Source organism: Streptomyces sp. NPDC001700, from assembly GCF_053596435.1.
This window is the reverse complement of the sequence record NZ_JBSFGE010000028.1, coordinates 40,466-64,196: the sequence shown is the minus strand read 5'-3', so window position 1 is coordinate 64,196 and position 23,731 is coordinate 40,466. Positions and strand designations below refer to the sequence as shown.

21 protein-coding genes are annotated in these 23,731 nt (G+C 72.4%); 10 read left to right on the top strand and 11 right to left on the bottom strand.

Annotated features, from left to right (window positions below):
* Positions 1-15: 15 nt before the first annotated feature.
* The 4 genes from ACWC5C_RS35435 to dhaK all read right to left on the bottom strand — a co-directional run bounded on the left by ACWC5C_RS35435 (position 16) and on the right by dhaK (position 3,732).
* Positions 16-1,410, bottom strand: coding sequence for an MFS transporter (locus ACWC5C_RS35435; protein WP_450882331.1), 1,395 nt, complete (start codon positions 1,408-1,410; stop codon positions 16-18).
* A gap of 171 nt (positions 1,411-1,581) precedes the next feature.
* Complete coding sequence (locus tag ACWC5C_RS35430) at positions 1,582-2,010, bottom strand: PTS-dependent dihydroxyacetone kinase phosphotransferase subunit DhaM (RefSeq protein ID WP_450882329.1); 429 nt, start codon at positions 2,008-2,010, stop codon at positions 1,582-1,584.
* Positions 2,007-2,642 (bottom strand): dihydroxyacetone kinase subunit DhaL, encoded by a 636-nt coding sequence (dhaL, locus tag ACWC5C_RS35425; RefSeq protein WP_450882327.1) that lies wholly within the window; start codon positions 2,640-2,642, stop codon positions 2,007-2,009. The genes ACWC5C_RS35430 and dhaL overlap by 4 nt, the downstream gene beginning before the upstream one ends.
* Before the next feature lie 97 nt (positions 2,643-2,739).
* Positions 2,740-3,732 (bottom strand): dihydroxyacetone kinase subunit DhaK, encoded by a 993-nt coding sequence (gene dhaK, locus ACWC5C_RS35420; protein ID WP_450882325.1) that lies wholly within the window; start codon positions 3,730-3,732, stop codon positions 2,740-2,742.
* 142 nt (positions 3,733-3,874) lie between these two features.
* On the opposite strand from dhaK, the gene ACWC5C_RS35415 reads away from it, so the two are divergent.
* Both ACWC5C_RS35415 and ACWC5C_RS35410 read left to right on the top strand, forming a co-directional pair.
* A complete protein-coding gene (locus tag ACWC5C_RS35415; protein WP_450882323.1) occupies positions 3,875-6,019 on the top strand; it encodes a pyridoxamine 5'-phosphate oxidase family protein in 2,145 nt (714 codons plus the stop codon).
* A 105-nt stretch (positions 6,020-6,124) separates the two neighbouring features.
* Positions 6,125-7,303 (top strand): acyl-CoA dehydrogenase family protein, encoded by a 1,179-nt coding sequence (locus ACWC5C_RS35410; RefSeq protein ID WP_450882321.1) that lies wholly within the window; start codon positions 6,125-6,127, stop codon positions 7,301-7,303.
* A gap of 31 nt (positions 7,304-7,334) precedes the next feature.
* Here ACWC5C_RS35410 and ACWC5C_RS35405 read toward each other — a convergent pair whose 3' ends face one another.
* The 3 genes from ACWC5C_RS35405 to ACWC5C_RS35395 are packed head-to-tail and all read right to left on the bottom strand — an operon-like array spanning position 7,335 to position 9,803.
* Positions 7,335-8,048, bottom strand: coding sequence for an AAA family ATPase (locus ACWC5C_RS35405; RefSeq protein WP_450882319.1), 714 nt, complete (start codon positions 8,046-8,048; stop codon positions 7,335-7,337).
* A 31-nt stretch (positions 8,049-8,079) separates the two neighbouring features.
* A complete protein-coding gene (locus ACWC5C_RS35400) occupies positions 8,080-8,889 on the bottom strand; it encodes an SDR family NAD(P)-dependent oxidoreductase (RefSeq protein ID WP_450882317.1) in 810 nt (269 codons plus the stop codon).
* A complete protein-coding gene (locus ACWC5C_RS35395; RefSeq protein ID WP_450882315.1) occupies positions 8,886-9,803 on the bottom strand; it encodes a helix-turn-helix transcriptional regulator in 918 nt (305 codons plus the stop codon). The genes ACWC5C_RS35400 and ACWC5C_RS35395 overlap by 4 nt, the downstream gene beginning before the upstream one ends.
* A gap of 247 nt (positions 9,804-10,050) precedes the next feature.
* Between ACWC5C_RS35395 and ACWC5C_RS35390 the strand changes: the two genes are divergently transcribed.
* From ACWC5C_RS35390 to ACWC5C_RS35365, 6 genes are all read left to right on the top strand, one after another.
* Positions 10,051-10,947 carry an oxygenase MpaB family protein gene (locus ACWC5C_RS35390; RefSeq protein ID WP_450882313.1) on the top strand — a complete coding sequence of 299 codons (897 nt, stop codon included), beginning with the start codon at positions 10,051-10,053 and terminating at the stop codon, positions 10,945-10,947.
* Positions 10,948-10,979: 32 nt separating this feature from the next.
* Positions 10,980-12,581, top strand: coding sequence for a phytoene desaturase family protein (locus ACWC5C_RS35385; protein WP_450882311.1), 1,602 nt, complete (start codon positions 10,980-10,982; stop codon positions 12,579-12,581).
* Between the two features lie 92 nt (positions 12,582-12,673).
* Positions 12,674-13,777, top strand: a complete 1,104-nt coding sequence (locus ACWC5C_RS35380) for a nitronate monooxygenase (RefSeq protein WP_450882309.1) — start codon at positions 12,674-12,676, stop codon at positions 13,775-13,777.
* Between the two features lie 39 nt (positions 13,778-13,816).
* Positions 13,817-15,397: an acyl-CoA synthetase gene (locus ACWC5C_RS35375; protein ID WP_450882307.1), complete on the top strand. Its 1,581-nt coding sequence runs from the start codon at positions 13,817-13,819 to the stop codon at positions 15,395-15,397.
* A gap of 40 nt (positions 15,398-15,437) precedes the next feature.
* Positions 15,438-16,127: an alpha/beta fold hydrolase gene (locus ACWC5C_RS35370; RefSeq protein WP_450882305.1), complete on the top strand. Its 690-nt coding sequence runs from the start codon at positions 15,438-15,440 to the stop codon at positions 16,125-16,127.
* 35 nt (positions 16,128-16,162) lie between these two features.
* Positions 16,163-16,759, top strand: coding sequence for a chorismate mutase (locus tag ACWC5C_RS35365; protein ID WP_450882303.1), 597 nt, complete (start codon positions 16,163-16,165; stop codon positions 16,757-16,759).
* On the opposite strand, the gene ACWC5C_RS35360 is transcribed toward ACWC5C_RS35365, so the two are convergent.
* The 3 genes from ACWC5C_RS35360 to ACWC5C_RS35350 are packed head-to-tail and all read right to left on the bottom strand — an operon-like array spanning position 16,756 to position 19,779.
* Positions 16,756-18,261, bottom strand: a complete 1,506-nt coding sequence (locus ACWC5C_RS35360; RefSeq protein ID WP_450882301.1) for a tripartite tricarboxylate transporter permease — start codon at positions 18,259-18,261, stop codon at positions 16,756-16,758. The two genes, ACWC5C_RS35365 and ACWC5C_RS35360, sit on opposite strands and share 4 nt — an antisense overlap.
* Before the next feature lies 1 nt (position 18,262).
* Complete coding sequence (locus ACWC5C_RS35355) at positions 18,263-18,769, bottom strand: tripartite tricarboxylate transporter TctB family protein (protein WP_450882299.1); 507 nt, start codon at positions 18,767-18,769, stop codon at positions 18,263-18,265.
* Positions 18,766-19,779, bottom strand: a complete 1,014-nt coding sequence (locus ACWC5C_RS35350; protein WP_450882297.1) for a Bug family tripartite tricarboxylate transporter substrate binding protein — start codon at positions 19,777-19,779, stop codon at positions 18,766-18,768. Before ACWC5C_RS35350 ends, ACWC5C_RS35355 begins: the two co-directional genes overlap by 4 nt.
* A 175-nt stretch (positions 19,780-19,954) precedes the next feature.
* Between ACWC5C_RS35350 and ACWC5C_RS35345 the strand changes: the two genes are divergently transcribed.
* Positions 19,955-21,028 (top strand): DUF5937 family protein, encoded by a 1,074-nt coding sequence (locus ACWC5C_RS35345; RefSeq protein ID WP_450882295.1) that lies wholly within the window; start codon positions 19,955-19,957, stop codon positions 21,026-21,028.
* Positions 21,029-21,140: 112 nt separating this feature from the next.
* The gene (locus tag ACWC5C_RS35340; RefSeq protein WP_450882293.1) at positions 21,141-21,983 is read left to right on the top strand and encodes an alpha/beta hydrolase; all 843 of its coding nucleotides are present in this window, start codon (positions 21,141-21,143) and stop codon (positions 21,981-21,983) included.
* 7 nt (positions 21,984-21,990) lie between these two features.
* Here ACWC5C_RS35340 and ACWC5C_RS35335 read toward each other — a convergent pair whose 3' ends face one another.
* A complete protein-coding gene (locus ACWC5C_RS35335) occupies positions 21,991-23,601 on the bottom strand; it encodes an acyl-CoA synthetase (RefSeq protein ID WP_450882291.1) in 1,611 nt (536 codons plus the stop codon).
* Between the last annotated feature and the right edge of the window lie 130 nt (positions 23,602-23,731).

Sequence of the window (23,731 nt, the reverse complement as noted above, 5' to 3'; positions counted from 1 at the left end):
GACGCGCCGCTACGCCTACGCCGAGGCCGAACGGGACGCCTCCGACGCCGCCCGGGGCTCATCGCCCGTGCCCGGCCCGATGGCGGACAGGTCGCGGTCGCGGGTCTCCTTCGCCGCGCCGACCGCCACCACCGTCAGCAGCGCCGCCGCGATGACGTACAGGGCGATCGGGGTGGCGCTGTCGTAGTCGGCGAGCAGCGCGGTGGCGATCAGCGGGGCGGGCGCCCCGGCCGCGACCGAGGAGAACTGGGCGCCGATCGAGGCGCCCGAGTACCGCATCCGGGTCGCGAACATCTCCGAGAAGAAGGCCGCCTGCGGCGCGTACATCGCACCGTGGAAGACCAGCCCGACCGTGACCGCGAGGAGCAGCGGCCCGAAGCCCTTGGTGTCGATGAGGGCGAAGAAGGGGAACGCCCACGCGCCGACGCCCACCGCGCCCAGCAGATAGACCGGGCGGCGGCCGATACGGTCCGAGAGCGCGCCCCAGGCCGGGATCGTCGCGAAGTGCACGGCGGAGGCGATGAGTACGGCGTTCAGCGCGCTCTGCTTGCCGAGGCCGACATGGTCGGAGGTGGCGTAGACGAGGACGAACGCCGTGAGCACGTAGTAGCTGATGTTCTCGGCCATCCTGGCGCCCATCGCGACCAGGACGTCCCGCCAGTGGTGGCGCAGGACGGCCACCAGCGGCATCTTCTCCGCCGCGTCGGTCCCGGTGGTCTTCCGGGCCTCGGCCTGGGCCAGCGCGGCCTTGAAGACCGGTGATTCATCGACAGAGAGACGAATCCACAAGCCGACCAGCACCAGCACGCCCGAGAGCAGGAACGGCACCCGCCATCCCCAGGACTCGAAGGCGGACTCGGAGAGCAGAGCGGTCAGCGCGGACAGCACCCCGGTGGCCAGCAACTGTCCGGCGGGGGCGCCGGTCTGCGGCCAGGACGCCCAGAATCCGCGCCGCCGCGCGTCCCCGTGCTCGGACACCAGCAGCACCGCGCCGCCCCATTCGCCGCCGAGCGCGAAGCCCTGCACCAGCCGCAGCGCGGTGAGCAGCACGGGCGCGGCGGAGCCGACGGTGGCGTGGGTCGGCAGCAGCCCGATCGCACAGGTCGCCCCGCCCATCAGCAGCAGGCTCAGGACCAGCAGCTTCTTCCGGCCGAGCCGGTCGCCGTAGTGCCCGAAGACCAGGGCGCCGATCGGCCGGGCCGCGAAGCCGACCGCGTACGTCAGGAAGGACAGCAGGGTGCCGACGAGCGGGTCGGAGTCGGGGAAGAACAGCTTGTTGAAGACGAGCGCGGCGGCCGACCCGTACAGGAAGAAGTCGTACCACTCGATGGTCGTGCCGATGAGGCTCGCCGCGACGACGCGGCGCAGCGAGCCGGGGCTGGTCGGGGGAGCGGGGGCCGGGGTAGCCATGGTTACCACTTCCGAGCGGGTGCGGGGACGGATTCGTGTGCCACACCGTAGAAATGCGCATGTCAGCTCGGATATGTACGGGGGCTCCATACTTGGGCCGCTCGCTGCGGGCCCGGCACCCATACGTACCGGCCCGGGGCAGCCGATGCCCCCGGGCCCGTACGCCCTGCCTCAGACCTTGCGGTAGTCGTACGCCTCCGCGGCGGCCCCCGCGACCGTGTCCACGTCCGCGCCGGTCGACGCGGTGACGACGGCCGCCACCGCGCCCTCCACCAGCGGCGCGTCCACCAGCCGGGAGCCCTCCGGCAGCTCGTCCTCCTCGGCCAGCAGCGCCTTGACGGTCAGTACGGCGCTGCCGAGGTCGACCAGTATGGCCACCCCGGCGCCCTGGTCGACCGCGTACGCCGCCTCCCGTATCAGCTCCTCGCTGGTGCCGAATCCGCCGTCCGGGGTGCCGCCCGCGGCGCGTACGGGCGCGGTGCCGCCGCCCGCCAGCGCGGTGGCCAGCCGGGCGACCGACTCGGCGACCTCCCCGCTGTGCGACACGACGACGACCCCGACCAGCTTCTCCCCGCTCTCATCGGTTATCGGATCGCTCATCGGACGGCCTCCGCGAGCGCCGCGACGATCAGCGCGGACGAGGTGGCGCCGGGGTCCTGGTGGCCGACGCTGCGCTCGCCCAGATAGCTGGCCCGGCCCTTGCGCGCCAGCATCGGTACGGTGGCCAGCGCGCCCTTGTCGGCGGCCTCGCCCGCCGCCGTGAACGACGCGGTGTCGCCGCCCAGCGCCTCGATCGCCGGGAGCAGCGCGTCCAGCATGGTCTTGTCGCCCGGCGCGGCGCCGCCGAGCTGGGCCACCGCGTCCACCCCCGCCCGCAGCGCGTCCGCGAGCTGCTGGGGCGTGACCTCGGCCGCGTCCCCCAGCGCCTTGCCCGCGCGCCGCAGCAGCGTCCCGTACAGCGGCCCGGAGGCGCCGCCCACCTTCGAGATCAGCTGGCGTCCGGCCAGGATGAGCGCGGCGCCGGGCGACCCCGGCGGTTCCTTCTCCAGCGCGTCGGCCACGGCCGCGAAACCGCGCTGCATATTGGTGCCGTGGTCGGCGTCGCCGATCGCGGAGTCCAGCTCGGTGAGCCGGGCCGCGTCGCGCTGTACGGACTCGGCCGCTGCGGTGAGCCAGCGTTGGAAGAAAGAGGTGTCGAGCGCGTGTTCGACTGCGGGTTCACTGCTGGACACAGACGCCTCCTCAGGACGGTAACCGACGGCGACAGCGTACGGATCGGGTCGACCGGCGGGGTGGGCCGGTGGGGTAAGGGGCACGGGGTGGTTCGGGTCAGCAGCCCCAGCGCAGCCCGGCAGTCCGTACGGGCGCGTCCCACAGCCGCAGCAGGTCCTCGTCGACCTGGCACAGCGTGACCGAGGCGCCCGCCATGTCGAGTGATGTGACGTAGTTTCCGACGAGCGTACGTGCCACCGCCACGCGGCGCTCGCCGAGCACCCGGTGCACCTCGGCCGCGAAGCCGTACAGCTCCAGCTGCGGGGTCGCGCCCATTCCGTTGACGAGGACGAGCACCGGATTGTCCGGGCGCAGGTCGTCCAGCACCGCGTCCACCGCGTAGTCGGCGATCTCGCGCGAGGTCATCATGGCCCGCCGCTCCCGCCCCGGCTCGCCGTGGATGCCCACGCCCAACTCCAGCTCCCCGGCGGGCAGATCGAAGGTGGGGCCGCCCTTGGCGGGCGTCGAGCAGGGCGAGAGCGCCACGCCGAAGCTGCGCGCGGACGCGTTGACCTGGCGGGCGATCGCCTCCACCCGCTCCAGCGGAGCCCCTTCCTCGGCCGCCGCACCGGCGATCTTCTCCACGAACAGCGTCGCGCCGGTGCCTCGGCGGCCCGCCGTGTGGGTGCTGTCGGACACCGCCACATCGTCGTCGACGAGCACCCGGGCGACCTGGATGCCCTCGTCCTCGGCCAGTTCGGCGGCCATGTCGAAGTTGAGCACGTCGCCGGTGTAGTTCTTGACGACGAACAGCACGCCCTTGCCGCTGTCCACGGCGGCCGCCGCGCGCACCATCTGGTCGGGCACGGGGGAGGTGAAGACCTCGCCGGGGCAGGCCGCGTCGAGCATGCCGGGCCCCACGAATCCGCCGTGCAGCGGCTCGTGGCCGGAGCCGCCGCCGGAGAGCAGGGCCACTTTGTCGGCCACCGGCGCGTCCCGCCGGACGATGACCCGGTTCTCGACATCCACGGCCAGGTCGGGATGGGAGGCGGCCAGTCCGCGCAGTGCGTCGGCGACCACGGTTTCGGCCACGTTGATGAGCATCTTCATGGGAGTGTTCGTCCTCCACCGGAAGGGGGCTGTGCACCGCTGCAACAGCGTACGGATCCGGCGCGGTCATGGCACCCCTGAGGCGCTGAGCCGAACGGCCTAATAAGCCGAAAAAGGTACATAGGCATCATATGGTGCGCGCATGGAGAACACTGCCGCACCGGCGGCCGCCACCGCGCGCCCGCGCCCGCATCCACCCCAGCCGCCGCGCCACCGGCGCCGCGCGCCGTGGCTCGCGGTGGTCGCCGTCGGCTATGCGGTGGTCCAGCTCGCCGTGGTCGTGCCGCATGTCGGGCACGCGCTGGGCTGGGACGAGTCGGTGTACGTCTCCCAGGTGGACCCGCGCACCCCCTCCGCGTACTTCAGCGCACCGCGCTCGCGCGGCATCAGCATGCTGGTCTCCCCGGTGGTGGCCGCCACGTCCTCCATTACGGTGCTCCGGCTCCTCCTTACGGTGCTTTCCGCGGGCGCGCTCTACGCCGCCTTCCGCGTCTGGAACAGGTTGCTGCCGCGCGGCCCCGTGGCGCTCGCCGCGCTGCTCTTCGCCGGGCTGTGGATCACCACGATCAGCGGCCCGGCGGTGATGCCCAACCTCTGGGTCGCGCTCGGCGCGGTGGCCGCCGTCGGCTGGTTCCTGCGGCTGCCCACCGAGCGCCACGCCCGCTGGTGGCTCGCCGCCGTCATCGCCGGTGTCACGCTCGTCCGTACCCCCGACGGCGGCTGGCTGGCCCTCCCGCTGCTGGCCGTCGCCCTGCGGCTACGGGCCTGGCGGCCCGCCCTGCCACCGCTGGTGGGCGGGCTGCTGCTCGGCGCCGCGCAGTGGATCGGCGAGGCCTACGACCGGTTCGGCGGCGTCGGCGGGCGGCTGGACGTCTCCAGCGAGGTCGAGGGCGGCATGGGCCTCCACTTCGCCGTGGGCGCCGCGCTGCGCAGCCTCAACGGGCCGCAGCTGTGCCGCCCGTGCGAGGTGGGGCTGACCCATCCGGAGCTGACCCTGTGGTGGCTGTCGCTGCCGGTGCTGACCCTCACCGCCGTCACCCTCGCCCTGCGGGACCGTCACGAACGGCGGACCCGGACGCGCGTCGGGCTCGGGCGGCCGTACGTACCGCAGGACCCCGGAGTGCCGGTCACCGTGCTGCCCATCGTCTGCGCGGCCTCCCTCGCCGTCCCGTACCTGCTGCTCATCGACTACTCCGCGCCGCGCTTCCTGATGCCCTCCTACGCCCTGCTCGCCCTGCCCATCGCCGCGCTCGGCTTCCGCGCCGTACGTGACGCGCGCTCGCCGCGCCACATGGCCACCGCGCTCGGCATCGTCGTCCTGCTCCACCTGGGCAGCCAGCTCGCCGTCCTCACCCACACCTCGGCGGTGTCCGAGAAGACCACCGGGCGCTACCGCACCGCCGCCGACGGGCTGAAGCGGCTGGGGCTGCGGCCGCCGTGCCTGGTGGCCGGTGACCGGGCCCTGCCCGTCGCGTACCACGCGGGCTGCGCCTCCGCCCAGACCGCCGGGAACAACCGCTCCACCAGCGTGTCCGGGCTGCTGCGGCGGGCCGGACACGAGCCCACCGCGCTGCTGGTGCGGCGCGACGGCGACGCCCGGCCGCCGTCGTACGCCCGCACCTGGATCGGGTTCCCGCTGGCGGGGACGGCGTGGAGCGCCTATCTGCCGCCGGACCAGGCGCGCCAGGTGACCGCGCGCGGCGCGGGCGAGCCCCTGCCGTCCCGGGAATCCGGACCAAAGATGTCGGGTAATGCCGCGAGCATGGGCGCCATGACGACGCATCCGATCACCAGTTGGGCCGGATTCCAGGCGGCGGAGCCCGGCTTCGCCACGGCCGCGCAGGGGCGCTTCGAGGGCTACCGCACCCATGTCCTGGCCACCGTCCGCCAGGACGGCTCGCCACGGCTGACGCCTCTGGAGGTCAACTTCCGCTTCGGGGAGCTGTGGCTCGGCATGATGCCCGACTCGCGCAAGGCTCTCGACCTGCGGCGCGACCGCCGCTTCTCGATCCAGGCCAACCCGGGCCCCGACACCTCCGCTGGTGGCGATGTCCGGGTCAGCGGCCGGGCCGTCGAGGTCACCGACCGGGACTCGCTCGCCCGCTTCGCCGCCGAAGTCCATCCGCCCGAGCCCTTCCACCTCTTCCGCGCCGAGGTGACCGAGGTCGTGCACACCGCCGTCGAGGGATCCGACCTGGTGCTGCGGACCTGGCGGCCGGGCCATCCCGTACAGGTCGTACGGCGCGGCACGGACGACAGCCCGCCCCGGGTGGACGAGACGGGCTGACCCGCCGCCTGTCGGTCTGCCCGATGGCCCACGGCCCTTCCGAATTTCTGGAACGCGTTCTACCGTGCCCCTCGTCGTGGCGCACGTGAGACTCCAGGAGGGGCCGTGGACCTCGAATACACCCCCGCACAGCGGCAGTTACGAGCCGAGCTGCGCACCTACTTCGCCGAGCTGGTCCCCGACGACGCCTACGCCCGCTACGCGGACCCGGCCGGGCAGAAGCGGTTCTACCGCGAGACCATCCGCCGCCTCGGCACCGACGGCTGGCTGGGCGTCGGCTGGCCCCAGGAGTACGGCGGGCGGGGGCTCGGCCCGGTCGAACAGTTCATCTTCTTCGACGAGGCCGCCCAGGCGGGCGTACCCCTGCCGCTGATGGCCCTCAACACGGTCGGCCCCACGCTCATGCGCTACGGCACCGACGAGCAGAAGCGGTACTTCCTGCCGCGCGTCCTCTCCGGCGAGATCGACTTCGCGATCGGCTACAGCGAACCCGACGCCGGAACCGACCTCGCCGCCCTCACCACCCGTGCCGTACGCGACGGCGACGACTACGTGGTGAACGGCCAGAAGACCTGGACCACCAACGGCGACACCGCCGACTGGGTCTGGCTCGCGGTCCGTACCGACCCCGACGCGAAGCCCCACCACGGCATCAGCATCCTGCTCGTACCGACGACCGACCCCGGCTACTCCTGCACCGTCATCACCACCCTCGCCTCCCACGACACCACCGCCAGCTATTACGAGAACATCCGGGTCCCCGCGAGCCGCCGCGTCGGCGCCGAGAACGAGGGCTGGCGGATGATCACCACCCAGCTCAACTACGAACGCGTCACCCTCGCCGCCCACGGCACCATGGCCATCCGCGCCCTGCGCGGCGTCCGCCAGTGGGCCGCCGACACCAAGCTCCCGGACGGCCGCCGGGTCATCGACCTGGCCTGGGTCCGCGCCCGGCTCGCCCGCACCCACGCCCGGCTGGACGCCATGAAGGTCCTCAACTGGCAGATGGTGGACGCCCTCCAGCGCGACACCCTCACCCCGCACGACGCCTCCGCCGTCAAGGTCTACGGCTCCGAGGCCCGCCGCGACGCCTACGCCTGGCTGATGGAGATCGTCGGCGCCACGGGCCCCCTCAAGGAGGGCTCGGCGGGCGCGGTCCTCCACGGCGAACTGGAACGCGGCTACCGCAGCAGCGTCGTCTTCACCTTCGGCGGCGGCAACAACGAGATCCAGCGGGAGATCATCTCCTGGATAGGCCTGGGCATGCCCCGCGTCCGCCGCTGACCCGATGCGACGAGGGCTGCGGGAGACCCGCCTACGGTTCGACGATGTGCCGCAGATAGGCGTGCGGGTCGGCGAGATAGCGGCGCCAGTGATCCACGACGCCCAGCTCCCGCCAGGCGACCCTCCGCATACCGTGCTCACCCACCTCGATGATGTCCGCGCCCGGCAGCGCGGTCAGCAACGGGGAGTGCGTGGCACAGATGACCTGGCCGCCCTCCTTGGCCAACCGGTCGATGTGCCCGACCAGTTCGAGGCACGAAGAGAAGGAGAGCGCTGCCTCCGGCTCGTCGAGAACGTAGAGCCCGGCGTGCAGGAACTTCCCTCGGAACGCCGCGAGAAAGCCCTCACCATGGCTGACGGAGTCCGGCGAGAACCCCTCCCTGCCCAGGGCGTCCAGCGCGGTCTCGGCGCGTAGGAAGAAGCCCTTGCGGGCTGACCAGCTGGTGGCCATGCGGCGTCCGCGCCCCGAGGCGGCATCGAATCTCATCCGCTCGCCGAGGGCCGACTTGCCGCGCGGGGAGGCGTAGCGCCAGTCGTGGGAGCCGCCGTAGGAGTCCAGCCCGAACCCCTCCGCCAGCGCCTCGGCCAGGGTCGACTTCCCCGAGCCGTTCTCGCCGACCAGAAAGGTCACCGGCGCGGTGAACCGCAGCCCTTCGCCGAGCAGCTGTCGGACGCAGGGCACCGACCAAGGCCAGGTTTCCTCGTCGTACGAGGAGAGATGGGCATACGCGCGTTCGACGATCACGCAACCAGTGTCGCCTGGATTCGGAGCCGTCCTACGGGCGGCGGGAGGCGTCCGGTTTGGCCTTGCGGGCGTGGCGGGCCGCCTTGTACGGCTCGGGCAGGAAGCGGTGTTCGACCGCCGCGCGGCGGGTGGCGCGGTCGCCGCCGATGACCTGGGCCCGGCCGGACATCAGGGCGTCGTAGCCCTGGCGGGCTACCTGGACGCGGCTGTTCTTCTTCATACCGGGGCCGAAGGCGGTGTCGTTCATGCCCGCGCGGGCGTGGAAGTCGCTGTCGGTGGCGCCGGGGAGCAGGGTGGTGACGCTCACGCCGTGGTCCTTGAGTTCCTCGCGCAGGCCCAGGGCGAACATGCGGGTGAAGGCCCGGGAGGGTCCGTAGACGGTCTCGTACGGGGTCGGCAGGGTGGCCGAGAGCGAGGACGTGATGAGGATCCTTCCGTCGCGGCGGGCGGCCATGTGGCGGGCCACGTGCTTGGCGAGGTGGACCACGGAGGTGACGTTGAGGCTGATCAGGCTCAGCTCGTCCGCCAAGTCGGTGTCGAGGAAGGCGCCGCCGATGCTGCGCCCGGCGTTGAGGACGGCCGCCGCCAGGGGGCGGCCGGTGTCCTCGACCGCCTGCCACACCCCTTCGACGCCCTGACGCTCGGCCAGGTCGGCCTGGACGGGGATGACGTGGGCGCCGTGCGCGGCGAAGTCGGCCGCGGCCCGGTGGATCGTGTCGCTGCGGCCGGTGGCCACGAGGTCGTGGCCGTCGCGGGCGAACAGCAGGGCCAGTTCGTAGCCGATCCCGGCCGAGGCGCCGGTGACCAGGGCCAGCGGGCGGTGGGAGGGGTCGGTGCTCACGGTGTGCTCCTGTGGGGTGTGGTCTTGGTCTGTTCGGCTGCCCGGGTCTGTTCCGGTGCCCGGCCGCGCGGCGCGGTGTCGGCGTTCCAGCTGCTCAGCAGCTGCCACGCGTCCTGTGACGGCTGGTCCTTGGCGGGCAGGTAGAGGAAGAGGGTCTGGTCTTCCTCGCCGGGCATGGTGAACGCCTGGTAGTCGATGGTCAGCGGGCCGACCACCGGGTGCCGGAAGCGCTTCTGGCCGAAGGTGCGGTCCAGCACCTTGTGGTCGGCCCACCAGTGGCGGAAGTGCTCGCTCTTCATGGCCAGTTCGCCGACCAGCTCCGCGGTGCGGGTGTCCTCGGGGTGGCGTCCGGCGTCCAGCCGCAGGATCGCCGTCATCTCCGAGGCGATCTTCTCCCAGTCCACGTACAGCTCCCGGGCGGACTCGTCCAGCAGGATCCAGCGGGTGAGGTTGCGCTCCCGGTACGGCATGGCGTCGAAGTCGGCCAGCAGGACCCGGCACAGATGGTTGGTGGCCAGGATGTCCCCGCGCCGCCCGAGGACGAACCCGGCGTGGTCGGTGAAGGAGTCCAGGAACCGGCGCAGGCCGGGGCGGGCCTTCTGGACGACGGGCGGGCTGCGCCGGGCCTTGTTCGTCTGCGGTCGTACGAGGTCGAACAGGTGGGCCCGTTCGGCGTCGTCCAGCCGCAGCGCGGCGGCGACCGCCTCCAGGACGGGCGGGGAGGGGCTGATCTGCCTGCCCTGTTCCAGGCGTGTGTAGTAGTCGGTGCTCACCCCGGCCAGCTGCGCGACCTCCTCGCGCCGCAGGCCGGGGACCCGCCGGTAGGCGCCGCGCTCGGGCAGTCCCACCGATTCCGGGCTGATCCGGGCACGGCGGCGGCGCAGGAATTCGCTGAGATCCACGTTGCGTGCCATGCCTCCATGCTGCCGCGCCTTCCCCCGCCCGGCATGGCCCCAAGGTAGGTCTGTGCGTCCTAGGAAGCCGCTGACCAGGAACGTTCGCCCCAGGTGCCGGTGGGCTTACGTCGCGCGCGGGTACAGCGGGCAGTTCTCCGGGCGGGTGGTTGTGCGGTGAGAGGTGGGCCCGGGGCCGGGATTGTATTTATCTCGGACTTGGCGCAAGACAAACCGCCTCTAGGCTGACCGCAGGAGGTGGTCGGCCATGGCGGCGGCTGTGCGGCAGGGCATACCGGATCTCGACTCGGGGTTGTACGGCCCTGAGTCCGTGACATGGCAGGTTCATGGCGATCCGATGATGTGGATCGCCGGAGTCCGTGCGCTCTATCTGCAGGCCCTGCACCCGCTCGCGGTGCGCGGGGTCCTCCAGAACTCCGACTTCCGCGAGGACGCCTGGGGCCGCTTGCTGCGTACCGCCCGGTTCGTCGCGACCATCACCTACGGCACCACCGAGGCCGCGGAGCGGGCCGGGGCCCGGGTGCGCGGCATTCACCGCCGCCTCTCGGTGACCGACCCCGGCACCGGCGCCCGGCACGCCGTGGACGAGCCCGCGCTGCTGCTGTGGGTGCACTGCGCCGAGGTCGCCTCGTACCTCCATGTCGTACGCCGCTCCGGCTACCCCCTCACCGACGCCCAGGCGGACGGCTATGTGGCCGAGAACCGGGAATCCGCCCGCCTGGTCGGGCTCGACCCCGCCGGAGTGCCGGGCGATACGGCGGAACTGCGCGCGTACTTGGCGAGGGTGCGCCCCGAACTCGCCGCCACCCCCGAGGCCCGCGAGGTGGACGCCTTTCTGCGCAAGCCCCCGGTGCACGCCGCGCTCGCCCCGGCGCGCGACCTGATCTGGGGGCGCTTCGCCGCCCTGGCGTACGCCTCCCTGCCTCCGTACGCCCACGCGCTGTACGGGCGCCCGGCGCCCGCCCCCGCCACCGTCACCCGCCGTCTGCGGGCGACGGGCCGGGCGCTGCGGTGCGTTCCGTCCACGGTGCGCTGGCAGCTGCCGCCGAAGCACATCCTGCGGGCGGTGGAACGTCTCGGCCCGGGCACCCGCCCCTCGCCCCGCAACCTTCCCCGCGACCTTCCCCGCGACGCGGCCGGGTAGCTCGGGCGTTCGTGGCGTGCTAACCAGAGGGCATGCCTCACAGCGATGCCAGCGATGCCAGTGATGTCAGTGATGTCAGTGATGTCAGCGATGCCTACGACGTCGTCATCGTCGGCGGCGGCCACAACGCCCTGATCGCCGCCGCCTATGTGGGCCGGGCCGGACGCAGCGTGCGGGTGCTGGAGCGGCTCGACCACACCGGTGGCGCGGCCGTGTCGACGCGGCCTTATCCCGGGGTGGACGCCCGGCTCTCGCGCTACTCGTACCTGGTCAGCCTGTTGCCCCGGCGCATCGTCGACGACCTGGGGCTGCGGTTCGCGGTCCGCAAGCGGGCCGTCTCCTCGTACACCCCCGCCGTCCGGGGCGGGCGGCCGACCGGGCTGCTGGTGGAGACCGGCGGCGGGGCCCGCACCCGGGAGGCGTTCGCGCGGCTGACCGGTGGGGAGCGGGAGTACGCGGCCTGGGAACGGTTCTACGCGATGACCGGGCGGGTCGCCGAGCGGGTCTTCCCGACGCTGACCGAGCCGCTGCCGGACCGGGCCGCGCTGCGGGCCCGGATCGGTGACGACGCGGCGTGGGAGGCGCTGTTCGAACGGCCGCTGGGGGAGGCGGTCGAGGCGGCGTTCGAGGACGACCTGGTGCGGGGCGTCGTCCTCACCGATGCGCTGATCGGCACGTTCGCCTCCGCCCATGACCCCTCGCTGGCGCAGAACCGCTGCTTCCTCTACCACGTGATCGGCGGCGGCACCGGCGACTGGGACGTGCCGGTGGGCGGCATGGGCGCGTTCACCGACGCGCTCGCCCACGCGGCGAGCCTGGCGGGTGCGCGGATCGCGACCGGCTGCGAGGTCACGGGGATCGCCACCGACGGGACGGCGGCCGAGGTGACGTACGTCGACCAGGACGGCGAACACGTCGTGGGCGCCCGCCATGTACTCGTCGGGGCCGCCCCGCGCGAGCTGGCGCGGCTCCTCGGCGAGGAGCCGCCCGCGCCGCCCGCCGAGGGCGCGCAGCTGAAGGTGAACATGCTGCTGCGGCGGCTGCCCGCGCTGCGCGACCCCGAGGCGGACCCGCGCGAGGCGTTCGCCGGGACGTTCCACATCGCCGAGGGCTACGGCGACTTGGAGGCGGCGTACCGGCAGGCGGCCGCGGGGGAGCTGCCCCGGCGGCCACCGTCGGAGATCTACTGCCACTCGCTGACCGACCCGTCGATCCTCGGCCCGGACCTGGCCGCGCGGGGCTACCAGACCCTGACCCTGTTCGGGCTGCACACCCCCGCCCGGCTGTTCGCGGACGACCCCGAGACGGCCCGCGAGACCTTGCTGCGGGACACCCTCGCCCAGCTCGACGCGCATCTCGCCGAGCCGATCGCCGACTGCCTCGCGTACGACGCCGACGGCAGGCCGTGCATCGAGGCGAAGAGCCCGCTGGACCTGGACCGCGAACTGCGGCTGCCGGGCGGGAACATCTTCCACCGGGAGCTGGCCTTCCCGTACGCCCAGGAGGGCACCGGCCGGTGGGGCGTGGAGACGCGCCACGCCAATGTGCTGCTGTGCGGTGCGGGCGCGGTGCGCGGCGGCGGGGTCAGCGGCATCCCCGGCCACAACGCGGCGATGGCGGTGCTGGGGAAGTAACGCCGAGGCCCCAGCCAATCTGACCGAGCCAATCTGACGTTCCGTCAGAAAAACTCTTCCGCTCCCCGGTCCCCTGCGGCATCCTGCCCCGCATGAAGACGGAGCTGAGCACAAGGCTGGGTGTCGAGCACGCCATCTTCGGCTTCACGCCGTTCCCCGCCGTGGCCGCGGCGATCACCCGGGCGGGCGGGTTCGGCGTGCTCGGCGCGGTCCGCTACGCCGAGGGCGACGAGCTGGCCCGCGATCTCGACTGGATGCAGGAGCACACCGACGGCAAACCGTACGGCCTCGACGTCGTGATGCCCGCGAAGAAGGTCGAGGGGGTGAGCGAGGCCGACATCGAGGAGATGATCCCGCAGGAGCACCGCGCGTTCGTCCAGGAGACCCTGGCCAAGCACGGCGTTCCCGAACTGGCCGAGGGCGAGGCGTCCGGCTGGCGGATCACCGGCTGGCTGGAGCAGGTCGCCCGCAGCCAGCTCGACGTCGCGTTCGACTACCCCGTCAAGCTGCTGGCCAACGCGCTCGGCTCGCCGCCCGCCGATGTCGTCGCCCGCGCCCACGAGCACGGCATCCTCGTCGCCGCGCTGGCGGGCAGCGCCCGCCACGCCCGCCACCACAAGGACGCGGGCCTCGATGTCGTCGTCGCGCAGGGCTACGAGGCGGGTGGCCACACCGGCGAGATCGCGTCCATGGTGCTCACCCCCGAGGTCGTCGAGGCCGTCGATCCGCTGCCGGTGCTCGCCGCGGGTGGCATCGGCAGCGGCGAACAGATCGCCGCCGGGCTCGCCCTCGGCGCCCAGGGCGTATGGCTCGGCTCGATCTGGCTCACCACCGAGGAGGCCGAACTCCACTCGGCCGCGCTCACCAACAAGCTCCTGGCCGCCGGGTCAGGCGACACCGTGCGCTCCCGCGCCCTCACCGGCAAACCCGCCCGCCAGCTGCGCACCGTGTGGACGGACGCCTGGGACGACCCGCAGGGCCCGGGACCGCTGCCGATGCCGCTCCAGGGACTGCTGGTCGCCGAGGCCGTCTCGCGCATCCAGAAGTACGAGGTGGAACCGCTGCTCGGCACCCCGGTCGGCCAGATCGTCGGCCGGATGAACTCCACCCGCAGCGTGCAGGCCGTCTTCGACGACCTGACCCGGGGCTTCGAACGAGCCATCGACCGCGTCAACCGCATCGCCGGACGGGACTGAAACGGGACCGGAAACGGGACCTAAGGAGGGCGACGACCGATGAACGCCACCACCAGTGAGACCCCCACCATCCCCGTCGGCTTCTGGGCCCAGGCCGCGAGCGAACCCGACCGCGTCGTCCTCGTCGCCCCCGACGGCGAGGAGTGGACCGCCGCCCGGCTGCACGCCGCGTGCAACCAGCTCGTCGGCGGGCTGCGCGCCGCCGGGCTCCGGCGCGGCGACGCCTTCGCGGTCGTCCTGCCCAACGGGGTCGAGTTCTTCACCGCCGCGCTCGCCGCCACCCAGGCCGGGCTGTACCTCGTGCCCGTCAACCACCATCTGGTCGGCCCCGAGATCGCCTGGATCGTCTCCGACTCGGGCGCCAAGGTGCTGATCGCCCACGAACGCTTCGGCGCGCAGGCCGCCCTGGCCGCCGACGAGGCCGGGCTGCCCGCCGACCACCGCTACGCGGTCGGCGCCATCGACGGCTTTCGCCCGTACGCCGAACTCCTCCAGGGACAGCCGACCGACCCGCCCGCCGATCGCGAACTCGGCTGGGTCATGAACTACACCTCCGGCACGACGGGCCGCCCGCGCGGCATCCGGCGCCCGCTGACCGGAAAGCTCCCCGAGGAGAGCCATCTGGGCGGCTTCCTGCGCTTCTTCGGGATCAGGCCCCGCGCCGAGGAGCCCGACCACATCCACCTGGTGTGCTCACCGCTCTACCACACGGCCGTCCTGCAGTTCGCGTCCTCGTCCCTGCACATCGGCCACCCCCTGGTGCTCATGGACAAGTGGACGCCCCAGGAGATGCTGCGGCTCATCGACGGCTACCGCTGCACCCACACCCACATGGTGCCCACCCAGTTCCACCGGCTGCTCGCCCTCCCCGAGGAGGTACGGACGTCCTACGACGTCTCCTCGATGCGCCACGCCATCCACGGCGCCGCGCCCTGCCCCGACCACGTAAAACGCGCCATGATCGACTGGTGGGGCGGCTGTGTCGAGGAGTACTACGCGGCGAGCGAGGGCGGCGGCGCCTTCGCCACCGCCGAGGACTGGCTGAAGAAGCCGGGAACGGTCGGCAAACCCTGGCCCATCAGCGACCTCGCCATCTTCGACGACGACGGACGGCAACTGCCGCCCGGCGAACTCGGCACCGTCTACATGAAGATGAGTACCGGCGGCTTCAGCTATCACAAGGACGCGGGCAAGACCGCCAAGAACCGCATCGGGGACTACTTCACCGTCGGCGACCTCGGCCTCCTGGACGACGACGGCTATCTCTACCTCCGCGACCGCAAGATCGACATGATCATCTCGGGCGGGGTCAACATCTACCCGGCCGAAATCGAGTCCGCGCTGCTCACCCACCCCGCCGTCGCCGACGCCGCCGCCTTTGGCATTCCCCACGACGACTGGGGCGAGCAGGTCAAGGCGGTCGTGGAACCCGCCCCGGGCCACACCCCTGGTCCGGAGCTGGCGGCCGCCATCCTCGACCACTGCGCGGAGCGGCTCGCGGGCTACAAGCGCCCCAAGTCCGTCGACTTCATCGCGGAGATGCCCCGCGACCCCAACGGCAAGCTCTACAAGCGGCGGCTCCGGGAGCCCTACTGGGACGGACATGAGCGGCCGGTGTGACGGGGGTGACGGGAGCGGTTTCGGCCGTATCCTCGGCCCCATGCACACACTTGACAGTGTCGAGGTGGACGGGGTCGAGCTGACGTACCGGGTGTGGGGCGCCGTGGGCGACCCGCCCGTCCTGCTGCTGCACGGCCTGGGCGAGGACGGCGTCGACTGGATCGCCATAGCGCGGCGCCTCGCCCCGGGCCGCCGGGTGTACGCGCTGGACCTGCGCGGACACGGAGCCAGTGACTGGCCGGGGGAGTACGCCCTGGAGCTGCTGCGCGACGAGGTCGCCGGGTTCCTCGCGGCGCTCGGGCTGGAGCGCGTCACGCTGATCGGGCACTCGTACGGCGGCGTGGTCGCCTACCTCGTCGCCCAGCGCTTCCCGCAGCTGACGGAGCGGCTGGTCATCGAGGACGCCCCGCCGCTGCTGCCCCAGGACCCGCCGCTGGAGATGCCGCCGCGCCCGGCCGGGCGCATGGCCTTCGACTGGGCGGTGAAGACGCAGTTCACCGAGCAGCGCAACGCCCCGGACCCCCGCTGGACCGAGGGGCTTTCGGCCATCACCGCCCCCACCCTGGTCATCGGCGGCGGCCCGGCCAGCCACATCCCGCAGGAGCTGCTGGCGGAGATGGCGGAGCGGATACCCGACTGCAGCCTGGTCACCATCGACGCGGGCCATTGCGTCCACCAGAACCGCCCGGAGGAATTCCTCGCCGCCCTAGGGGCGTTCCTGGACGCATAGACTCCTGCTCGCGCCGCCGAGAGAGGGGTCCGCCCGTGCGACTGACCAATACCGTGCGCCCTGTTCTGATCGCCGCCATGACCACCGCCATGACCACCGCCGTGCTGGTCGCGGGAGCCGGGGGAGCGGTCGCGGCCCCCTCCCACGGCCAACTGCGGCCGCTGGCCGCGCTGTCCGCGGACCGGCTGCTCGTCGCGGACCAGGTCGCCGCCGCCAAGTGGGGCACCGACAGCCCGATCGACGACCCGGCCCGCGAACAGCAGGTGCTGGACGCGGTGGCGGAGCAGGCCCGGGAGACGGGCGGCGACCCGGTGGCGACGTCGAGGATCTTCCGCGACCAGATCGAGGCGAGCAAGGTCGTCCAGCGCGGCCTGTACCGGCGGTGGCAGGCCGACCCCTCCCAGGCGCCCACCGAGCGCCCCGACCTCGCTAAAGTCCGGCTGGAGATCAACCGGATCAACGGCGAACTGGTCCGGGCGATCACGGCCGCAACGGACGCCCGTACCGCCCCCTCCTGCCCGCCCCGGCTGCTGGCCGGGGCTCTGGCCACGGGCCATGAGAAGCGGCTGGACGGTCTGCACGCGGTGGCGCTGACCCGCGCGCTGCCGTCGGTGTGCGAGACGGCCCCTTAGGCGGATGGTACGGACGACCGGCGGCGCAGCAGCCGCACCGCCATCGGGCCCACCAGGGACGCCAGCGCCAGGCACAGGATGGCGGCGGACACCGGGCGGGTGAGGAAGACCGTCCAGTCGCCCTCGCTGAACGCCAGCGCACGGCGGAACTGGGTCTCGGTCATGGGACCGAGGACCGCGCCGAGGATCAGCGGCGCCACCGGATAGCCGGTACGGCGCATCAGGAAGCCGAGCACCCCGAAGGCCACGGCCACCGCGAGGTCGACGGCGTTCTGCGACAGCGCGTACACGCCGAGCGTGGCGAAGACGAGGATGCCCGCGGTCAGCAGCGGCCGGGGCAGCCGCAGCAGCTTCACCCACAGCGGGATCATGGGCAGGTTGAGCACGAGCAGCATCACATTGCCGATGTAGAGGCTCGCGATCAGCGTCCACACCAGCGCGGACTGGGTCTGGAACAGCTGCGGTCCGGGCTGCACGTCGTACATCTGGAAGGCGATCAGTAGCACACTCGCCGTCGCCGACGTGGGGATGCCGAGCGTGAGCAGCGGCATCAGCACACCCGAGAACGCGGCGTTGTTGGCGGCCTCGGGACCGGCCACGCCCTCGATGGCGCCCTTGCCGAACTGCTGCTTGTGCCGGGAGAGCCTGCGTTCGAGGTTGTAGCTGAGGAAGGTGGGGATCTCCGCGCCGCCCGCCGGGAGGGCGCCGATCGGCAGGCCGATGGCCGTGCCGCGCAGCCACGGCTTCCAGGAACGCCCCCAGTCCTCGCGGCTCATCCCGATCCTGCCGCCCACCGGAAGCATCTGTTCCTCGGGGGCGCGCCGCAGCCGGGCCGCGGTGTACAGCCCCTCGCCGATCGCGAAGAGCCCTACGGCGACGGCCACCACCTGGACGCCGTCGTACAGCTCCGGCACGCCGAAGGCGTAGCGCACCTGGCCGGTGAGGCTGTCGATGCCGACGAGCCCGATCGCCAGCCCCAGGAAGAGGCTGCACAGCCCGCGCGCCGGGGCGTCGGCGACGACCGCGGTGACGGTGGCGAACGCCAGGATCATCACCGCGAAGTACTCGGCGGGCTGGATGCTCTCGGCGACCCGGGACATGGCCGGGCCGATGAAGGTGATCGCTACGGTGGAGATCGTGCCCGCCACGAAGGAGCCGATGGCGGCGGTGGCCAGCGCGGCGCCCGCCCGGCCGGAGCGCGCCATCGGATGGCCTTCGAGCGTGGTCGGCACCGAGGCCGTCTCACCGGGGACGTTGAGCAGGATGGCCGTGGTCGAGCCGCCGTACATGCCGCCGTAGTAGATCCCGGCGAACAGCACCAGCGCGCCGACCGGATCGAAGACGTACGTCAGCGGCAGCAGCAGCGCGACGGTGGTGGCGGGGCCGAGCCCGGGCAGCACGCCGACGAGGGAGCCGAGGGTGCAGCCCGCGAAGGCCAGCAGCAGATGCATCGGGCTGAACGCGCTCGCGAAGCCGTCCGTGAGGTGGGTGAGCACATCCATGTCAGAACGCCAATCGGATGATGCCGGGCGGCAGATGGATGCCCAGCAGACGGTCGAAGAGGACGTACACGGCCAGCGCCAGCACGAGTCCGACCAGCGCGTCACGGAGGAGCTTGCGGCTGCCCAGGACGCGCGCGACCAGGGTGAACAGCACGGCCGTGGACTGCCAGTAGCCGCAGGGGGCGAGCGCGAAGAGATAGCCGATGAGCAGCGCGAGCAGGGTGGCGACCGGGCGCCACTCGGTGAGCCGGGCCTCCTCGCGCGCGTGTTCCGCCTGCTCCCGGTCGGCCCCGCGAAAGGCTTGGACGGTGGAGAACGCGGCCGCTACGCACAGCCCCACCCCCACGAGCAGCGGAAACGCGCGCGGGCCCACGTCCTGCTCGGTGGCCCGCGCGGGGATGGCGAACGCCCAGCCGACCACGACCACCCCGGCGGCGAGGAAGAGCAGCGCCGCCACGCGCGGACCCCAGAGCGCTTCGGACCGTGCCTCGTGTCCCTGGCCGCTCATGAGGTCAGCCCCACGTCGCTCAGCACCTGGGCGACCTGCTTCTGCTGGCGGTCGATGAGCGCGCCGAACCGGCTGCCCGGCAGCCACACCGCCTTCCAGTCGTTCTGCTTCAGGGTCCGCTTCCAGCACGGGGTGCGGCGCATCCGGTCCACCATCGTCACGATCGCCCGCCGTTCGCCGTCATCGAGGCCGGGCGGGGCCATCACCCCGCCGGTGCTCACCACGCTCGCCCCGCCGTAGCCGAGATCTTTGAGGGTCGGGGCGGCCAGCCCCTCGGGACGTTCGTCGCCGCTGATGGCGAGGACCCGCAGCTTGCCCGCCTCGATCTGCGGACGGATCTCCGTCAGTGTCGACATGCCGACCTTGGACGCCCCGCTCAGCAGCAGGTTGAGCACTTCGCCGCCGCCCCCGGTCGGCACGTACGTGATCTTGCTGACGGGGATGCCCCGGGCCTTGGCGAGGGAGGCGACCGTGATGTGGTCGGGGCCGCCCAGCGAACCGCCCACCCAGGACATGGCCTTGGGGTTCCGCTTCATGGCCGCCAGCACCGACGCCAGATCGCGGTACGGGGACCGGGCGGGCACCACGATCACGCTGGGGCTCACGGTGAGCCCGGCGATGGGGGTGAGGGAGGAGAGCCGGACCGGGGAGTCGTTCTGCACCGCGCCCCCGGCCATGGTGACGGTGTCCATGGTCATCAGCTGGTACGGATCGCCTCGGCGGCCGACCATCCGGGCGAGCCCGATGGCCCCGCCCGCGCCCGGCTTGTTGGTGACCGTGACGTCCTCCTCGATGATCTCGCAGCCGGTGAGCGCGGCGCCCATGCCGCGCGCCCGGGCGTCCCAGCCGCCGCCGACGCTGCCGGGGGCCAGGATGGACAGGCCACGGGAGGGGTATCCGGCGGCCGCGGTGGAGTCGTCGGCGGAACCGATGGTGCACGCGCTGCTCACCGTGGCCAGCAGGGTGACGGCCAGAACGACGCGCGGACCGTTCCGGAGGAGAGGGGGCATGGCAACGCTCCGTCGCGGAAGATGCGGGATCGGTACGGGATCGGGGAGGGACGGGGAGACGGGGACCGGCCGGGGGAAATGGGGGAGCGGCCGGGAAGATGACCGGAGCCTGCGCCCCTCGCGGTCCGGCCACAAGACGATTGACAGCAAGGCGTCAATCCCCGACCGTCGACCCATGCCCGTAGTCATCGACCTGGGCCCCGCCCCCGAGGAGCGCATCGCCGCACGGCTGTCGCCGCTCGCCGAGCTGTGTGCCTGTCTGCACGCGCTGGACGAGCCCCGGCACCATCCGGCCAGCCGTCGCTGGGTCGGCGCCGTGCTCCAGGGCGCGGACGAACGGCTGCTCGCGCGGGCCGCGCGATGGGCACCGCTGTGGGGCGCGTTCCGCGCCCGCTATCTGCTGCCCCTCACCGCCGGACCTGAGCGCTCCCTGGACGAGGAGCTGGCCGACATCGGCGGACTGCCCGAGGCCACGTTCACGGCCATGACCGAACAGGCCCTGATCGGGCAGAACAGCCACCGGCCGCAGGTCGCCGAGGGGGATTCCCCCGAGCGGTTCCTCGGTCGGCTGCGGCAGATGTCGGAAAGCCGGTTCGCGCTGGGAGTACGGCTGCTCGCGGGCCCCGCCGCGTTCCGCGACGACCTCACCGACTTCCTCTCCGCAGCCGCAGGTGAGCTGTTCGAGGCGGAGTGGACCCGGCTGCGCGGCGTCCTGGAGGCGGACGTCCGTACGCGCTTCCAAAGACACCGGCTGGACGGCGCCCGGGCACTCGCCGACTTCCCCACCGCCCGCGTCGAGGCCGATCCGCCGCGGGTCGTCTTCGACAAGCTCTACAACGCGCGGGCCAGCCTGACCGACGCGCCCTGCCTGCTGGTGCCCTCGCTGCACATCAACCCGCACATCGCGATCAAGCACTACCCCGGCTATCCGGTGGTCGTGCAGTACCCGGTCCGGGGCGACGGCGACGGCGAGCCGCCCGCCATGGACGAGGTGCTGCGCCGGGTCCGGGCGCTGGACGAGCCGCTGCGCGTCCGGGTGTGCCACGTCCTGCTGCGGCAGTCGATGACGACGACCGAGCTGGCCAGCCACTTCGGCACCACCCCGCCGCAGATGTCGCGCCATCTGCGCAAACTCCGGGAGGCGGGAATGGTGCACACCCACCGGCAGGGGGCCAGGGTGCACTACCAGCTGGACGAGGAGGCCGTCCGCACCCTCGGCGTCGATCTGCTCGCCGCGATGCGCCGCTGACCCCCTGACGTCATTGACGCCTGTGCGGCAATCATCTTGAGGCCGCTGCCGTCCCCGCGTGATCGTGACGGCACCGCCCCGCCCCGGATGGCGGCGCATCGCAGGAGGACATGTGACACCGCGCATCAAGACGACCAAGGCGTTCTACCGCACCGGCGCCACCACCTTCTTCGCCTCACAGCACGACCAGCGGTTCTCCTACAGCCTGCATGTGCCCTCCGCGCACGAGACCACCAGCACCCCGCTCCCGCTGCTGGTGATCCAGCACGGGACCGGCCGCACCGCCGCCGAGTACCGGAACGCGATGGCCGACTTCTCCGAGCGGCACGGCGTCGTCATCCTCACCCCGCTGTTCCCGGCGGCCATCGGGGACCCGGACGATCTGCACAACTTCAAGTTCATCGAGTACGGCGGCATCCGCTACGACCGGGAGCTGCTGGCGATCGTCGACGAGGTCGGGACGCGCTTCACCGTCGACACCGGCCGCTTCATGCTCCAGGGCTTCTCGGGCGGCGGGCAGTTCGCGCACCGCTTCCTGTACCTCCACCCGGAGCGGCTGTGCGCCGTGTCGATCGGCGCGCCGGGCCGGGTCACGCTGATCGACCCGGACCGTGAGTGGTGGCTGGGCACGGCGGGTTTCGAGGAGCGCTTCGGGGCGCCGGTGCGGCTGGAGGAGATCCGTAAGGTGGCGGTCCACATGGTGGTCGGCGCCGAGGACACCGAGACCTGGGAGATCAACAACCCGGGCGACTCCAACTGGATGGACGGCGCCGACGCGCTCGGCCGGACCCGGGTCGAGCGGATCACCGCGCTGCGCGACAACTACCTGGCGCTCGGGATCGACGTCACCCTCGACATCGTGCCGGGGGTCGGGCACAGCGGCCGGGGCGTCCTGGACGCGGTCCGCGAGTTCGCCACCCGCGTGCTGCCGCGCACCCCGCCGCCCGCGTCCTGAGGGCGTGCTACGCCCCGTCTCCCGCCGCGACCGCGCGGGCCCAGCGGTAGTCCGCCTTGCCGCTGGGGGAGCGCTGGATGTGGTCGGTGAAGACGACCGTACGGGGGATCTTGTACCCGGCGAGCCGGGTGCGGCAGTGGTCCCGTACCGCGTCGGCGTCCAGGGCCCCGGCCCCCTCGCGGGGCTGGACGACGGCCGCCACGCGATGGCCCCAGCGCTCGTCCGGGACGCCCGCCACCAGCGCGTCGTACACGTCCGGATGGGCCTTGAGGGCCTGTTCCACCTCCTCCGGGTACACCTTCTCGCCGCCGGTGTTGATGCACTGGGAGCCCCGGCCGAGGACCGTGATCACGCCGTCCTCGTCAACGGTTCCCATGTCGCCGAGGAGCACCCAGCGTTCGCCGTCCGCCTCGAAGAAGGTCTCCGCGGTCTTCTTCGGGTCGTTGTAGTAGCCGAGCGGCACATGGCCGCGCTGGGCGATCCGGCCCGGTTCGCCGGGCGCGACGGGACGGTGGGTCGCCGGGTCCACGACGGCCGTACGGTCGTGAACGCTCACCCGGAAGCCCCGCTCGGGGCCGGAGTCCGCGGTGGCGGTGCCGTTGAAGCCGGACTCCGAGGAGCCGAAGTTGTTGAGCACCAGCGTGTGCGGCGCGAGCGCGGCGAACTGGGCGCGCACGGTGTCCGAGAGGATCGCCCCCGAGCTGCTGACGCTCAGCAGCGGGGAGAGGTCGATGTCCTTGAGGGGCCCGGTGAGGGCGTCCACCAGGGGCCGCATCATCGCGTCGCCGACCAGCGACACCGTACTGACCTTCTCCTTCTCGACCGTCCTCAGCACCTCTTCGGGCACGAACTTCCGGTGGAGGACCACCTTCTGACCGAAGTTGAGGGCGATGAAGGCCGTGAGGGTCGAGGTGCCGTGCATCAGCGGTGCGGTGGGGAAGAACACCAGACCGTCGCCGGAGACCGCCACCCGCTCGGCCAGCTCCTCGGGGCGGCCGACCGGGATGCCGGTCGGCGCGCCGCCGCCGAGCCCGGAGAAGAACAGGTCCTCCTGCCGCCACACCACGCCCTTCGGCATGCCGGTGGTGCCGCCGGTGTAGATGATGAAGCGGTCGTCCGGGGAGCGGGGCGCGAAGCCGCGCCCGTCCGAGCCCGACGCCTCGGCCTCGGCGAACGGGACCGCGCCGGGCGGCCCGTCCCCGGCGCCGACCTGGATGAGATGGCGCAGAGTGTCCGTGCGCGGCAGCGCCGCGGCCACCCGGTCGCCGAACTCGGCGTCGTAGACCAGGGCGGCAAGGTCCGCGTCGCGGTAGAGATAGACCAACTCGTCTTCGACATAGCGGTAGTTGACGTTCACCGGCACGGCCCGGACCTTCAGGCAGGCGAGGACGGTCTGCAGATACTCGACGCCGTTGCACAGGTGGAGCCCCACATGCTCGCCCGGCGCGATCCCCGCGCCCCGGAGGTGGTGGGCGAGCCGGTTGGCGGCGGCGTCGAGCTGGGCGTAGCTCAGCCGCCGCTCGGCGCCGGTACCCGGGTGGTCGGCGTACACCAGCGCTTCTCTGCCGGGCACGGTGTCCACGATCGACTCGAACAGGTCGGCAAGGTTGTACTCCACGGCTCCTCCTGACCTGACATCGGGCGGGCTCGGCGCTCATGACAGCACCGTGGGGGAGAGGTGGGAAGGGCCGCGGCCAAAAAATCTGACTGTCCATCAGATTGCTATTGAAGTCGCTCCGTCACTACTG

What these genes read in the sequence shown, in the direction of transcription:
- ACWC5C_RS35435 (WP_450882331.1), bottom strand. Translation starts at nt 1,410, where the DNA reads ATGGCTACCCCGGCCCCCGCTCCCCCGACCAGCCCCGGCTCGCTGCGC.
- ACWC5C_RS35430 (WP_450882329.1), bottom strand. Translation starts at nt 2,010, where the DNA reads ATGAGCGATCCGATAACCGATGAGAGCGGGGAGAAGCTGGTCGGGGTC.
- dhaK (WP_450882325.1), bottom strand. Translation starts at nt 3,732, where the DNA reads ATGAAGATGCTCATCAACGTGGCCGAAACCGTGGTCGCCGACGCACTG.
- ACWC5C_RS35415 (WP_450882323.1), top strand. Translation starts at nt 3,875, where the DNA reads ATGGAGAACACTGCCGCACCGGCGGCCGCCACCGCGCGCCCGCGCCCG.
- ACWC5C_RS35395 (WP_450882315.1), bottom strand. Translation starts at nt 9,803, where the DNA reads ATGGCACGCAACGTGGATCTCAGCGAATTCCTGCGCCGCCGCCGTGCC.
- ACWC5C_RS35390 (WP_450882313.1), top strand. Translation starts at nt 10,051, where the DNA reads ATGGCGGCGGCTGTGCGGCAGGGCATACCGGATCTCGACTCGGGGTTG.
- ACWC5C_RS35385 (WP_450882311.1), top strand. Translation starts at nt 10,980, where the DNA reads ATGCCTCACAGCGATGCCAGCGATGCCAGTGATGTCAGTGATGTCAGT.
- ACWC5C_RS35380 (WP_450882309.1), top strand. Translation starts at nt 12,674, where the DNA reads ATGAAGACGGAGCTGAGCACAAGGCTGGGTGTCGAGCACGCCATCTTC.
- ACWC5C_RS35375 (WP_450882307.1), top strand. Translation starts at nt 13,817, where the DNA reads ATGAACGCCACCACCAGTGAGACCCCCACCATCCCCGTCGGCTTCTGG.
- ACWC5C_RS35370 (WP_450882305.1), top strand. Translation starts at nt 15,438, where the DNA reads ATGCACACACTTGACAGTGTCGAGGTGGACGGGGTCGAGCTGACGTAC.
- ACWC5C_RS35360 (WP_450882301.1), bottom strand. Translation starts at nt 18,261, where the DNA reads ATGGATGTGCTCACCCACCTCACGGACGGCTTCGCGAGCGCGTTCAGC.
- ACWC5C_RS35355 (WP_450882299.1), bottom strand. Translation starts at nt 18,769, where the DNA reads ATGAGCGGCCAGGGACACGAGGCACGGTCCGAAGCGCTCTGGGGTCCG.
- ACWC5C_RS35350 (WP_450882297.1), bottom strand. Translation starts at nt 19,779, where the DNA reads ATGCCCCCTCTCCTCCGGAACGGTCCGCGCGTCGTTCTGGCCGTCACC.
- ACWC5C_RS35345 (WP_450882295.1), top strand. Translation starts at nt 19,955, where the DNA reads ATGCCCGTAGTCATCGACCTGGGCCCCGCCCCCGAGGAGCGCATCGCC.